General features: G+C 49.2%; 12 protein-coding genes. 8 read left to right on the forward strand and 4 right to left on the reverse strand.

All coding sequences use genetic code 11. The annotated features are described in order from the left end of the window. Positions 1-6 precede the first annotated feature (6 nt). Positions 7-606, forward strand: coding sequence for a YitT family protein (locus tag ACLD72_RS25985; protein WP_411001509.1), 600 nt, complete (start codon positions 7-9; stop codon positions 604-606). A 138-nt stretch (positions 607-744) separates the two neighbouring features. Here the strand turns inward: ACLD72_RS25985 and ACLD72_RS25990 are convergent, their stop codons facing one another. The 3 genes from ACLD72_RS25990 to ACLD72_RS26000 all read right to left on the reverse strand — a co-directional run bounded on the left by ACLD72_RS25990 (position 745) and on the right by ACLD72_RS26000 (position 4,174). Then, entirely contained in the window at positions 745-1,575 is an 831-nt protein-coding gene (locus ACLD72_RS25990) for a phosphoenolpyruvate hydrolase family protein (RefSeq protein ID WP_411001508.1), read from the reverse strand. 27 nt (positions 1,576-1,602) lie between these two features. Further along, positions 1,603-2,814, reverse strand: coding sequence for a Tm-1-like ATP-binding domain-containing protein (locus ACLD72_RS25995; RefSeq protein WP_411001507.1), 1,212 nt, complete (start codon positions 2,812-2,814; stop codon positions 1,603-1,605). A 130-nt stretch (positions 2,815-2,944) separates the two neighbouring features. Further along, positions 2,945-4,174 (reverse strand): phosphoenolpyruvate hydrolase family protein, encoded by a 1,230-nt coding sequence (locus tag ACLD72_RS26000; RefSeq protein WP_411001506.1) that lies wholly within the window; start codon positions 4,172-4,174, stop codon positions 2,945-2,947. A gap of 914 nt (positions 4,175-5,088) precedes the next feature. On the opposite strand from ACLD72_RS26000, the gene ACLD72_RS26005 reads away from it, so the two are divergent. The 4 genes from ACLD72_RS26005 (at position 5,089) to ACLD72_RS26020 (ending at position 11,341) form a co-directional block, all read left to right on the forward strand. After that, the gene (locus ACLD72_RS26005; RefSeq protein WP_411001505.1) at positions 5,089-9,159 is read left to right on the forward strand and encodes a glycosyl hydrolase; all 4,071 of its coding nucleotides are present in this window, start codon (positions 5,089-5,091) and stop codon (positions 9,157-9,159) included. A 62-nt stretch (positions 9,160-9,221) separates the two neighbouring features. After that, positions 9,222-9,947 carry an RNA polymerase sigma-I factor gene (gene sigI, locus ACLD72_RS26010; RefSeq protein ID WP_411001504.1) on the forward strand — a complete coding sequence of 242 codons (726 nt, stop codon included), beginning with the start codon at positions 9,222-9,224 and terminating at the stop codon, positions 9,945-9,947. Between the two features lie 193 nt (positions 9,948-10,140). Then, the gene (locus ACLD72_RS26015; protein WP_411001503.1) at positions 10,141-10,530 is read left to right on the forward strand and encodes a YmaF family protein; all 390 of its coding nucleotides are present in this window, start codon (positions 10,141-10,143) and stop codon (positions 10,528-10,530) included. 76 nt (positions 10,531-10,606) lie between these two features. Then, the gene (locus tag ACLD72_RS26020) at positions 10,607-11,341 is read left to right on the forward strand and encodes a YheC/YheD family protein (protein WP_411001502.1); all 735 of its coding nucleotides are present in this window, start codon (positions 10,607-10,609) and stop codon (positions 11,339-11,341) included. 71 nt (positions 11,342-11,412) lie between these two features. On the opposite strand, the gene ACLD72_RS26025 is transcribed toward ACLD72_RS26020, so the two are convergent. Next, positions 11,413-12,069 (reverse strand): HD domain-containing protein, encoded by a 657-nt coding sequence (locus ACLD72_RS26025; RefSeq protein ID WP_411001501.1) that lies wholly within the window; start codon positions 12,067-12,069, stop codon positions 11,413-11,415. A gap of 271 nt (positions 12,070-12,340) precedes the next feature. Here ACLD72_RS26025 and ACLD72_RS26030 point away from each other — a divergent pair, with 271 nt between their 5' ends. The 3 genes from ACLD72_RS26030 (at position 12,341) to ACLD72_RS26040 (ending at position 14,210) form a co-directional block, all read left to right on the forward strand. Beyond that, the gene (locus ACLD72_RS26030; protein WP_411001500.1) at positions 12,341-12,502 is read left to right on the forward strand and encodes a hypothetical protein; all 162 of its coding nucleotides are present in this window, start codon (positions 12,341-12,343) and stop codon (positions 12,500-12,502) included. 502 nt (positions 12,503-13,004) lie between these two features. Further along, on the forward strand, positions 13,005-13,607 hold the full coding sequence (locus tag ACLD72_RS26035; protein WP_411001499.1) for a TerD family protein: 603 nt from the start codon (positions 13,005-13,007) through the stop codon (positions 13,605-13,607). Positions 13,608-13,634: 27 nt separating this feature from the next. Then, entirely contained in the window at positions 13,635-14,210 is a 576-nt protein-coding gene (locus ACLD72_RS26040) for a TerD family protein (protein WP_411001498.1), read from the forward strand. Positions 14,211-14,255 lie beyond the last annotated feature (45 nt).

Below are 14,255 nucleotides of genomic sequence, written 5' to 3' on the forward strand. Positions count from 1 at the left end.
TTAACATTGAAAGCAGGCAATATCATTATTTCGTTCATTGGGTGTTTTATTATGGGCTTAGGCGTCAACGCAGGATACGTCCCTGTTCATTTATTTAGCACAGGTTTTCCGGGCATCGGGATTCTTACGCTCTATACTTTGAATTGGAATCCGGGGGTCGTCGTGTTTGCTCTCAATATTCCTTTGTTATTCCTGGCTTGGAAACGGATTGGGCGTTCCTTTGTGATTCAGACCATGATTGTGGCAGGGGCTTTGTCCGTCTTCCTTGACCTGCTCGATCCCATCCGAAATTGGGTCCACCCTCCGCTATGGTTAGGCATTGTGATTGGCGGGGCATGCTTGGGATTTGGATCGGGAATCGTTTTTAGCCAAGGGCTGACTAGCGGAGGGGTTGGACTGTTAGGCCGGTTAATTCAACTTCATTTTCCTAATCTAAAGATGGGTACGATTCATATTGCATTTGATTTTATTGTGCTTATACTTGGAGCCATGATCATGGATATCAAAACGGCATTTTTCACATTCCTGGCATCCCTCATTATGGGGCGTACGATGGACTTTACAAGGTCGGTGCCCAATCTTTTTGCAAGATTCCGCCGCACATAACCAGTTGTATCGACAAACTCCTGCCCGCAGCAAAAATAGAAAAAGCGAAAGCGCACCAGTAGCGTGCGTTTTCGCTTTTTGATTGTCAAGCAAGTTGGTCAACATTTCCGCACAACGCGTTCGAGCAACCTATACTTGTTATTTCGAAATAGCCTTAAACGCGGCGGACTGCTCCCGGATGCTCTTCTCTGCGGCAAAACGCTCGATGCTGGAAGCTCCGAAGAAGCCGTCGATGTCGGGGATATTTTGCATGATATAAGCGGCATCCGCCGGCTCGGCGATTGGGCCGCCATGGCAAATGACCATGATGTCCGGCCGGACGGCACGCCCTGCGGCAATGATATCCTTGATTTTCACGACGCAATCATCCAAGGTGAGCGCTGTCTTCGCGCCGATCGTGCCCTTCGTGGTAAGACCCATATGAGCCACCAAAATATCCGCACCGGCTTCTGCCATCGCCTTGGCCTGATCTGGATCAAATACATAAGGACAAGTCAGCATGTCCAGTTGATGCGCTTTGCGGATCATTTCCACCTCTAAGTCATACCCCATATCGGTTTCTTCCAAGTTCTGCCGGAACACACCGTCGATGAGGCCCACCGTCGGGAAGTTTTGCACGCCGTTAAAGCCCATATCCTTCAATTGCTTTAAGTAAATGTCCATAACGCGGAACGGGTCAGTACCGCAAACGCCGGCCAGCACCGGGATATTCTTTACAACAGGCAGCACCTCGGAAGCCATTTCGACCACGATCGCATTGGCATCGCCATAGGCGAGAAGCCCGGCCAAAGAACCTCTGCCGGCCATCCGGTAACGGCCGGAGTTGTAAATAATCAGCATATCTGCGCCGCCCGCTTCGCTGCTCTTAGCGGTAATGCCGGTACCGGCGCCTACGCCCAAAAGGATTTTTCCGCCGGTAACTTCCGCTTTAAATTTGGCAAGGATTTCACTTCTGGTCATCGTATTCATGTTTATATCTCCTTTTCCTGTGAATGATTAAGCTTTGCGCTCCATCATAGCAATGAGTTTTTTGGCGGCGTCAAGCGCGAACGAGTCATCGTTGATATGCGCATCCAATTCGTAGAGCTCCACCTTGCTGCGATCCAGGTTGGCTCTTAAAGCATCAAACAAAGCCCGGTCCTCCTCAGGCCCATGGAAGGGCTGACCCTCGGCGTCAATCATGGAAACGCCCTTCAGCGGCAACATTAAAACGCTTTCACCAGTGACTAAATTCAGCTTCTCCGCCAATTTCTCGCCAACGGCTCTGTTTTCCTGGGCGGTGGTGCGCATCAAGGTGACCGATGGATTATGCTTGTACAAGTTGCGATGTTTGTAATGCTCGGGCACGGTGTCAATGGGGCCAAAGTTAACCATATCGCAAGCTCCCACGGAAACTACTTGCGGCACGCCGCAAAGCCCGGCGGCTTCGCTGCGATTAGGACCGGCATTCAGCACGCCGCCAAACAGCTCGTCACACCATTCGGTCGTGGTCAAATCCAGCACGCCTTGGAAATAACCGCTGCGCACCAAATCCTCCATCGTACGGCCACCGGTACCGGTTGCATGGAAGACCAGCACTTCATAACCCCGCTCCTCCAAATAGGCTTTCGCTGTATCTACGCAGGGTGTCGTGACCCCAAACATAGTGGCGGCAACCAATGGTTTTTTCTCTACTTTCGTAACTTCATGCTCCAGCATACCCGCCATGGCAAAGACCGCATTGCTGAAAATCTTGGTGGAAATGGAGTTGAGTCCAGCTACATCCACAATCGAAGGAATCAAAATCACGTCGCTCGTGCCTACATACTGTTCGGTATTCCCGGAAGCCATGGTAGAAACCACAATTTTCGGTACGCCGATGGGCAGAGCCCGCATCGCTGGTGTGATAACCGAGGTGCCGCCCGAGCCGCCCAAGGAAATGATGCCTTGGAATTTGCCTTCCTGATAAAGCCGGGGAACGATCTTTTCGGTACCCTTTGCCATAGCTGCCGTGGCACGAGCCCGGTCTTTTTGGTCTACCAGTTCCCGAAGATTTTCGCCGACCTCGGCAGCAATTTCTTCGTTGGAGACATCGGGAACAAAGTAGGATTCAAAGGTTCCCGTATGCAGGGTCAAGGTGTTAAGGCCGATTTCCTCAAACAGCTCTTTCAAGTAAAGGAATTCCTTCCCCTTGCTGTCGAAGGTCCCCGCGATGGCTACGGTTTTCATTGATTAAGAACACCTCCTGGAATTATCTTTTCTGCCGCCCCATGGCTTTGTAACAGCTTTCAGAAATGATAATATAATTGTACGGCTTGGCGGAAATTTTGATATTGTTTGAAGTAAGCTGTTTTTGTGCTTATGTTAGATTTTGCTCCATTGGCCGTATTTCTTGCGAGGTGCCGCCTTTTCGATAACCGGTAGGCGTCGTGCCTTTATATTTCTTGAAAATTTTAGTGAATTGAAAATAATCTTCATAGCCAACCAGCTCCGCTACCTTCCCCACGGGCATGCCGGTCTCCCTTAGGAAGTCCCCCGCCTTGTTCATCCGGAAACGGATTAAATATTCCGTAAAGCTGCAACCGACGATCCGTTTGAATTTGGCACTCAAATAGGAAGGCGACACATGAGCCGCCAAGGCCAGCTCGCTGAGGTAGATGGGCTCATCATAGTGGTTGATGATATGTTCTTTGATAAACTCCACATAGTCGTAGTCTTGGGCTTGCCCATTAAGCACCTTCATGAGGCTGTTCTCTTCTTCGGCGCTTTGGGATATTTTAAAGGATTTGGTCGTGTTCAAAATGGCCTTTTCCGCCGGAATCCGTTCGAAGGAAGAACCGCCCACAAAGCCTTGGCAAGCAGAGTTGTCGTAAAAGTACCGGGCATCGATGGAAGATTTGATCGGGCCGCCGTAGACCATTTTAATCGCCTCAGGACGAATCTGATTGCAAGTATCAAAAATCTGCTGGGCAAACCTCCGGCCTCTGTCCAAGGACTGCACTTTCTTCGCGCCCAAAACGCCACCGGTCGTCAGTCCCAAATGGGCGCAGATAATGTCTGCTCCGGCCTTTAACATTTGTTCCGCCTGCCAGGCATCAAAGACGAAGGCCAGGGTAAACAGCCCCTGCTCATGGGCTATGCGGATCGCCTCGATTTCCTGGCGATACGAAATCCCCTCTTCCTCCAGCGCCTCGCGAAACTTTCCGTCAATGAGTCCGACGGTGGGCCAATTATTGATCCCGTCAAAGCCGGATTTTTTGATATGCAAAATGAACTCCGGAAGGGAAATGCAAGGGTCCGTAGCGTTCAGTCCAAATAAAATCGGGGTATCCCGCAGAAGAGGCATCAACTCGCGCGAGGCAAAATCCATAACGATTTCATTGCTGTTGGAATAACAAAGATAACATCCCAAAGACGCCCGTCCCATCTGCCGAAAGCGTCCGGCACTGAGCGCCAGAATAATATCCGCCCCGCCCAAAACGCTGTATTTGGTCGTCATGCCGCTGCCGGCAGCGACACCTATAATATGTCGATTGACTTTGATTTGCGCATTCAGCCGTTTGAGTATTTCCTGTCTTGATATTTGCATGGCGAAACCTCCCTTATGCAAACTATACAAAATCAACTGGCCATTCAACAAATTTTGATACGGAACTTCTAGATGTATTTTTTACAGCCGTTGAAAGCCTGCCAATAGAGTAACAGTTCGGATGTCTGGAAAGCGACCTTAATCGGTCGCTTTTTGCTTGCTCGTATTAGAAGGTAAACGAACACTCCTAAAACGCTCTAGCATTGTATCAAAGCTGATCTGACAAGATACGTTTTCTAGCCACAAGTATTCTAACGGTTGCCACAAGCGCTATTTGTACCAAAAACGTTAATTTCAAATTGTAACGGTTGCCATGGAGCTTATTTCACGGAAATCCGGCTATTTTTGCTTAGATTCAGGCAAATAACGGCGATCACAACCGTTAGAATTTAGAAAAGGGCTTTTTTCGGAAAATAGCCGCTATTACAACCGTTAGATTTCCGGGTAGCTTTTACGGGAAATCTTGAGCAACGTTTTTTAGCCCATTTTATACAGAAATTGTGGAAATTTTATGGAAAATATATATTACATCTCATTAATTAACAAAAAACGTCGATAAAATCTATATATAGATCATAGAGTAATAAAATGTAAAAAATGAAGCCAGGACGGACTGAAAGCGTTGCCTTCCTTCGTATAAATAGGTAACGGGGAACCTGTCAAAATTTGTCCGGCTTGAGAGAAGGGTGGTGACATGGCTAAAGCAACTTTGCAGACACGAAAGCTTATTTAGGAAGGATGAGAATTTAATGTATTCCGAGTTGTACGATCCAACAAAGAACCAATTTGTGGGTTGGAGTAAGGTGACGCTGTACCAAAACGATAAGCTCGTTTGGGGTCAGGAGCCTTAAAGTCCTGACGAAGCGGGGCCCGTATGGGTGTCGCTCTTTTCAAATTGAAGGGAGGAAAACGGGATGAAGGTAAGAAAGAGCAACAGTAATATTTTGTTCAAACGTTCCAAATGGCTGCCTGCCGTTATGGCATGCGCGGTTACATTAAGTGTTGCACTGCCGGCTCAAACTACAGTTCACGGTCAAATGGCAAAAACCGTTTCCATACAAGTCGATACGTCTAAGGATCGGAATCCTATCAGCCCTTATATATACGGGACGAATCAGGATTTGGCAGGGGATGAAAATCTGGCGGCCAGACGGCTTGGCGGCAATCGGATGACCGGCTACAACTGGGAAAACAACATGTCCAATGCGGGCAGCGATTGGCAGCAATCCAGCGATAATTATTTATGCACCAATGGCGGTCTGACAGATGCCGAATGCGGCGAGCCGGGAGCGGTGGTGACTTCGTTTCATGATCAATCGCTGCAGCTTGGCGCCTATTCTTTAGTCACGCTGCCGATGGCCGGATATGTGGCCAAGGATGGAAACGGAAGCGTGCAGGAAAGCGAAAAGGCCCCTTCCGCTCGTTGGGATCAGGTCGTAAACGCTAAAAATGCACCGTTTGAATTGCAGCCCGACCTAAGTGACAATCAGGTTTATGCGGATGAATTCGTCAACTTTTTGGTGGATAAGTACGGCGATTCTTCAACAAAGACAGGTGTAAAAGGATACTCGCTGGACAATGAACCGGCTCTCTGGTCACATACGCATCCGCGCATTCATGGTGAACCGGTCGGAGCGAAAGAGTTGGTGGACCGGGCAGTAAGTTTATCCAAAGCCGTTAAAGCGGTTGACCCGGGAGCGGAAATTTTTGGCCCCGTTCTTTACGGTTTTGCGGCCTATAAGGATCTTCAATCCGCACCTGACTGGAACTCCGTAAAAGGCAGCTACAGCTGGTTCGTGGACTATTATCTGGATCAAATGCGCCTCAGTTCGGAAGCCGAGGGCAAGAGATTGCTGGATGTTTTTGATGTGCACTGGTATCCCGAAGCAATGGGCGGGGGCATCCGGATTACGAATGAGGTCGGCAACGACGAAACGAAGAAAGCCAGAATGCAGGCGCCTCGTACTTTATGGGATCCGACCTACAAGGAAGATAGCTGGATCGCTCAATGGAACAGCGAATATTTGCCTTTGCTGCCTCGATTGAAGCAGTCGGTGGACCAGTATTACCCGGGAACCAAGCTGGCTTTGACCGAGTATAGCTACGGCGGCGAAAATGATATTTCCGGCGGCATCGCTATGGCCGACGTGCTGGGCATCTTGGGCAAAAACGGCGTTTACATGGCAGACTACTGGAAGTTGAAGGATGGTGCCAACAATTACGTTAGCGCCGCTTACAAGCTTTATCGCAACTATGACGGAAATCGCTCTACTTTCGGCGATACCAGCGTTAAAGCGCAAACATCGGATATTGAAAATAGTTCGGTGCATGCTTCCGTAACGGATGCAACCTACAATGAACTGCACCTCGTTGTCATGAATAAAAGCATGGACAGCGCACTCAACGCCGAATTCAATCTTTCCGGCGAGACGACTTTTGGTTCCGGTAAAGTTTGGGGCTTCGATCAAACCAGCCCGCAAATTAAAGAAGCAGCACCAATCACACAAATTTCCGGCAACCACTTTACCTATACAGTACCGCCTTTGACGGCTTATCACATCGTATTGACTGCCGGCGGTGACAATCCCGAGCCTCCTAAGGAAGTTCCCGGAAGCTTCGCGCTGAAAGCTGAAGCGGGTGATGGGAAAGTCGATTTGTTCTGGGACGCTTCCAGCAGAGCTGTGGGTTATAGCGTACAGCGGGCAGCGGCTGCAGACGGTCCGTTTACCACTGTAGCATACAACTTGGCCGCAACGTCTTATACGGATAACAGCGTAACGAATGATACTTCTTACTATTACAAAGTCACCGCAAGCAACAGTGCGGGAACGACCGACTCCAATGTCGTAAATGCGGTTCCGCAGGTGCCTAAAGACGGCCCGGTTCGCTATGAAGCCGAAGACGGCACACTGAGTGGCGGAACCACGGTGTCATCCAGCGGGTCCGGTTTCTCCGGCACCGGTTACGTAACGAATTTCCATAATCCAGGGGATTCGCTGACGATGACGATCCAGGCTCCAGAGGCAGGCTTGTACGATCTTACCATCGGCTACCGTTCTCCTTATGATGACAAACGCACGAACTTCTCTTTAAACGGCAAAGCGTCCGGCGAGCTGGTGCTTTGGACATCGGCTGATTTTACGGAAACTTCCGGCGGGAAGCTGCTGCTGAATGAAGGGGCGAATACGATCGGTTTTGAAACGGGCTGGGGCTGGTACGATATCGACTACGTCAAGCTGAAGCCTGCTGCCGACCGTCCGCCGCATGCGGTAACCAAAACGCTCACCAATCCGAACGCGACGGTAGAAGCAAGAGCATTGATCAACTATCTGGTGGATCAATACGGTCAGAATATCCTCTCCGGTCAAGAGGATATAGCCGAAATTGATTGGCTGCAAGCCAATGTAGGCAAAAAACCGGCGATCGCGGCGCTTGACCTGATCGACTATTCGCCAAGCAGAGCGGAACGCGGTCTTACTTCCACAGAGACGGAAAAAGCGATTGAGTGGGATAAGCAAGGGGGCATTGTTAGCTTTGCATGGCACTGGAACGCGCCGAAAGATTTGATTGATGAGCCGGGAAAAGAATGGTGGAGAGGCTTCTACACCGATTCGACTACATTCGATGTGGAATATGCGATGAATCATCCGGAGTCCGAAGATTATAAACTGCTTATTCGCGACATCGATGTGATTGCCGAGCAATTGAAGAAGCTGCAGGATGCGAAAGTGCCTGTCCTGTTCCGTCCTTTGCACGAAGCGGAGGGCAAGTGGTTCTGGTGGGGCGCTAAAGGTCCTGAACCCGCCAAAGAATTATATATTTTGATGCACGACCGTTTGACGAATGTGCACAAATTGAACAATTTGATCTGGGTCTGGAATTCCGTTTCTCCCGATTGGTATCCGGGGGACGAGTATGTGGATATTTTGAGCTATGACTCTTATCCGCAAGCCGGTGACTACAGTCCGCAAATTGCCAAATACGAAGACCTTGTTACTTTGGGCAAAGACAAAAAGCTCGTTGCCATGAGCGAAAACGGCGCTATTCCGGATCCTGATCTGGCGAAGGTGTATCAAGCCCATTGGAGCTGGTTCGCTACTTGGTATGGGGATTTCCTGAGAGACGGCAAACACAATAGTCTTGAGCATCTGCAAAAAGTGTACAATCATCCGAACGTCATTACGTTGGACAAGCTCCCGCCCAACTTAAAAACGTACGGCATTTCCGACCAGCCGTCAGTACCGGGCAGCTTTACGCTGAGCGCGGCGGGCGAAACGGGAAAAATCACGCTGAACTGGACAGCATCGGCGAATGCGGCAAGCTATGAAGTGACGCGTTCGACGGCTGCAGACGGCACGTTTGCGACAGTAACCGATGCAGCATACGGCACCAGCTACACGGACACAGACGTAACGGCAGGCACGACGTACTACTACCAAGTCGTGGCGAAAAACGATGCGGGCCAAACGGTTTCGAACACGGCCAGCGCAACGCCGAAAGTGGATGATCAGCAGCCGGCAACGGGACTGGTGCTCCAGTATCGCACACCGGATACCAGTGTGAACGACAATCACTTTAAGCCGCATTTCCAAATTGTAAACAAAGGTACAACCTCCGTACCGCTCAGCGAGTTGACCCTTCGTTATTACTACACGATCGACGGCGACCGTACGCAGGTATTCAACTGCGACTATGCGGCACTGGGCTGCTCGAAGCTGAACGGCAAGCTGGTCAAAATGGATGAAGCTGTAACCGGCGCTGATTATTATTTGGAAGTCAGCTTCAACCCGGATGCAGGCGTGTTGGCGCCTGGAGGCAGCACGGGCGAAATTCAAACCCGTATCAATAAAACAGACTGGTCAAACTATAACGAAAGTGACGATTACTCGTATAAAGGCACGCAATCTTCATATGCCGATCATACGAAAGTGACGTTGTATCAGAATGGCGTACTTGTTTGGGGAACCGAACCGACAGCTAATTAATGGTCATAAACCACCACACTACAAAAAAATGAAGTGATTACAAAGTGGAAAGTGATTGCCAGATGAACAACTTATCCGAAGAATGCTTGCCGCAGATTCGCGGTGACGATGAGCAGGCACGGTCGGCTCTGATTGGTCAATATCGGCCCTTTATATTGAAGGTTGTCAAACATGTCTGCAAGCGCCAGGTTGGATGGAATGATGATGAAGCTAGCATAGGTTTGATCGCCTTCAATGAAGCTGTCGATCGATACCGTACGGAGTATGGCAAAACATTTAATAATTTTGCGTTTCTTATGATCCGCAGACGATTGATCGATGATTTTCGGAAAAAAATAAAAATTTTCCAAAACGAAGCTGACTGGAAAGAAATGCTGTGCATTGCCGATAATGCGAGCTCGCTGGATGCCTTTGAAAGGCAGGAACGAGCTGCGGCGTTGGCGGAGGAATTGGCCAGCTATGACGAAAGGCTCCGGGAATTCGGCATCTGTCTTCGGGAGCTGGAAGAGATCATGCCAAACCACCGGGATACCCGGCAAATGCTGGTGCGGATTGCCCGCTATTTTTGCAACAAACAGGAATGGCTTAACGATCTTTTGCACAAAAAGAAGCTTCCCTTGAAGGCCATGACCAAAGAGATCAACGTCAGCCAAAAGACGCTGGAACGCAATCGCAAGTATCTGATATCGCTAATCCTAATTTTCGGCTGCGAGGATTTTACAAGGATTCGCGAGAGCCTCTCTTTTACTAGGATGGAAGAGGATGCACGGTATGTAGAGCAATTGTAACGAGTTTAATATCGTTCTAAGTTGAAGAGCGGCCTTAGCAGGCCGCTTTTTTGCGTTAAGTACTTCGGACTTGGCAATATCCGTATCCTGAACCAGGCCTTTATCATCTTCCATTGGACTATGGCACAGGAATTTCTAGGTGTATGGCATACAGTAACATGAGATTGTGAACAGAAGGGGAAGGAGGTTATCCATGAAGATACCGGTCAAGGGAGTTGTGATTTCATCCACGGAATCGGATGGAAGCCATTCGCATAAGCTGTACATTACGTCGTGGGGAGGAAGGCCAGTTCACTCGCACGAATTTAAGGGGATCACTTCATTTGACGTAGGGCATCGTCATGCCTACGCGGGATTGACGGCCCCGGCCCCCAGCGGGGTGCAGCACACCCACCGTTACCATACGGTTACGTCATTTGATGACGGGCATTCTCATGTGATTACAGGTGTCACCGGCCCGGCTATTCCCGTCCATGGCGGAGGGCATATTCATCATTTTGAAGGGGTGACGACGGTCAACGGCGCTACGCCGCATACTCATTTTTATCACGGAAACACAGGAAATGAAGTCATCGGCGATTAAGAGGCCTACTGATCCCGCAGCAATTGATAAGCAGGAGGGGACGGAAAGTTCTCTCCAACAAGAGAAGAGGATGTCAATGTCCATTGGGAAAATGAGAAAGCATCAGGAGATGTTACGTAACCCTGTCTTGCATGCGTATTTGCCTGAAACTTACTGGATGACGGACTCACGGACCTTACGAATGCTGAAAAACTATTCCTCCGTCTTCATAAAACCTGACCAGGGAAGCGGCGGCAGCGGAATCATCCGTGTCAAGAGGTTGCGCGGGGGATATGAGGTCCGTTGCGGTCCAAGTCTGAAGATTGTCGGAGCTGGTGCTGTCATAAAAGCGATTCATTCCTATCGGAAACCCAAGCACCGGTATTTGGTACAGAGGGGCCTGCGATTGGCGAAGTATCATAGGATGATCTTTGATATCCGTGTATACCTGCAGAAGCCGAAGAATCATTGGATCATTGCGGGGATGGCCGCCCGTGTTGCCGCTCCTCGCAAGTTTGTGACCAACTATCTTAAAGGGGGGCATGCGGAACCTTTGCAAAAGGTTCTCTTAAGCACTTTTCACAACAACCAAACCAAAGTGGACGCCTGTTTTCGCAAAATAGAGGAGCTGTCCATGGCCATTGCCAGAACGATTAATAAACGGCATTCGATTAATGAATTAGGCGTTGATCTAGCCATAGACGAGAATGGCCGCATTTGGATCATTGAAGCCAATTCACATCCGGGCCATAGGTTGTTTACTCAACTCTCTGATCGTACCATGATTAGAACCATTATGGAAAACAAGCAAAGCATCGGGAAAAAACTATGAAAGAGGATCGCCCTGCTCCTTAACGGAGTGGGACGTTCCTCTTTACGTTTATCTCGGACTTCGTTGATCCCCTATTTTTCCCCGTCCCACTCGGCGTAAAACTGCTCCAGATATTCCAGCATAAATTGATGCCTTTGTTCGGCCAAGGCCTTCCCGTGCGAGGTGTTCATCAAATCCTTCAGCTTCAACAGCTTTTCGTAAAAGTGATTGACCGCGGTATCCTGCCCATTTCTATATTCGCTTTCCGTCATGGCGGCTCTGGGCTTCACCGCGGGATCGTGCATCGCTCTCCCCTTCGCCCCGGAATAGGTGAAAACGCGCGCAATGCCGATTGCTCCGATCGCATCCAATCGGTCGGCATCCTGTACCACTTGGCCTTCCAGGGTTTTCATGGGGCTGGAATTTCCGCCCTTAAAAGACATCGTCGAAATGATCTCCATCACGTGCCCGGCATCTTCGGGCTCCACGCCATGCTCCTCTAACCAAGCGCTTACCTTCCGAAGACCGTGCTCCTCGCTGGGATTCAGTTTGGCATCGGCCAGATCATGAAGAAGCGCGGCGAGCTCACAAATATACAGATCTGCGCCCTCCTGCAAAGCGATGGTTCTGGCTAACCGGGTGACCCGCTGAATGTGCCCCCAATCATGGCCAGTGCTTTCCTTTTCCAGCGCTATTTTCACGTCGGTTTCAGCTTGGGCGATGATCAGTTTCTTAATATTTTGCTTCATTAATAGGTACTCCTTTTTTGAATAGCAGAGGAACGAAATCCTCTTATCTGAACTAAGTATATATTATATACCCTGATAGATTCCTTGGGGGTCTCTGCGCGGAAAATTTCTGGCAATACAGTAGTACGTAATTTTTTAATTGTAACAATTCAACAAGCAGCAATTTATAACGCGACGAAAGACAGCAAAACGAATACCGCAACGAAGACGATTACGGTAGACACGAAGCTTCAAGCCAAATGCCTATGCATCGCGCGCCGAAGCGGTAGTGATGCTCAACCGGATGTTTGAACGCGGTCCGCTGCATGGCGTAACCACGTCATCTTTCCCGGATGTGCCGGTGGCACACTGGACGTTCAAAGATGTCGAAGAAGCAGCGACGGCGCATAGCTACATCATTGATCAAGAGCAGCAGGAAGTTATTGCGCAATAGTTCTTACTTCAAGGAGCCGAGACAGCATGGGGAATGCCCTGCTGTCTCGGCTTTTTTAGATTATAGACTTATAAAATGATCGGCGGGGTAGAGGAGGATGGGCAGGTAGAGAAGGGAGGAGAAGAGGAATCTGGAGGCTAAGGGACACCAGTGACGTTATTTGCGGAAAAACGCAGGTTCGAGAAATGTAACGGGCACAGATGACCTTATTTACCTCAAATCGGCCCGATTGAGCTCGTTTAGAGCGAAATAGCGTCATCCAGGTCCGTTAGGCTGGGAAATATCCGGGAAATGGGCGGATAAGGTCGCTGGTGTCCGTTAATACCTTTTTGGATGCAAATGGAATCTACTTCCAATAAACGGAATTTACCCAGCATAATGCGACAGAAAGTGGCGAATTTACGTGGATTTAATCATTAATTTTATGTCAAAACATAGGTTTCTCTGTTGAAAATAGTTTATAATCTAGTAATAAGGCACTATCTGGAAGGGGGTGAAAAGCGTGTCAATTTCTCTTGTTAAAGGCCAGAAAGTTGACTTGACCAAAAACAATGCGGGACTGTCCAACATTATCGTAGGTTTAGGCTGGGATCCGGCGGAAACCGAAACGCGCGGATTTTTCGGGAGAAAGAAGAAAGGAACAGCCAATATCGACTGTGACGCTTCGGCACTCCTGTTAAATGCCGACGGCAAGCTGGAAAAGAAAGAAAATATCGTATGCTTCTATAATTTGAAGAGTCCGTGCGGCTCCGTACAACATACGGGCGATAATTTAACAGGAGAAGGGGATGGCGATGATGAGCAAATTATCGTTGATCTTGCCCATGTCCCTTCCAATGTGGAAAAAATACTGATGGTAGTTAACATCTATCAATGTGAGGCTCGCGGCCAGGATTTTGGAATGATCAAATCGGCGTTCATCCGGGTCGTAAATCCGGCAAACAACCAGGAACTGATCCGGTTTAATCTAACGGACAGCTACGCGGGGATGACAGCGTTACTCGTGGGCGAAATCTATCGTCATAACGGCGAATGGAAGTTTAACGCTCTGGGCGAGGGCGCACATGCTGCACATATTAATGAATTGGCAAGCCGATACGTTTAATAAATTTAACAAGGGAGTTGCTAATCTATGTCTATCAGCTTGGAAAAAGGCCAGAAAATCGACCTCACGAAAACAAACCCCGGTCTCACGAAAGTTATTGTGGGGCTTGGTTGGGATACAAACAAATATGACGGCGGCCAGGATTTTGACTTGGACGCTTCGGCTTTTTGCCTGAACGCTTCCGGCAAAGCGGCGAGCGAAAAGGATTTTATTTTCTATAATAACACGCAAAACAGCAACGGCTCTGTGCTACATACCGGTGACAACCGTACTGGTGAAGGTGAAGGGGACGACGAGCAGCTGAAGGTGGATCTTGCGGCCGTACCTGCGGAGATCGACAAAATCTCTTTCTGTATCACCATTTATGACGCGACGGCGCGCAGTCAGAACTTCGGGCAAGTTTCCAACGCCTTTGTGCGGATTGTCAACGAAGCTAACAACGAAGAACTGCTCCGTTATGATCTTGGCGAGGATTTCTCCGTTGAAACGGCGATCGTCGTGGGCGAGCTATACCGCAATAACGGCGAATGGAAGTTTAATGCGGTAGGCAGCGGCTATAAGGACGGCTTGGCCGGACTTGTGCGCGATTTTGGCCTGTCCTAATACAGTTATCATATTCTACCGGCCGTCTTAAGACAGGCGGCCCTT

It is taken from the genome of Paenibacillus lacisediminis, assembly GCF_046567315.2.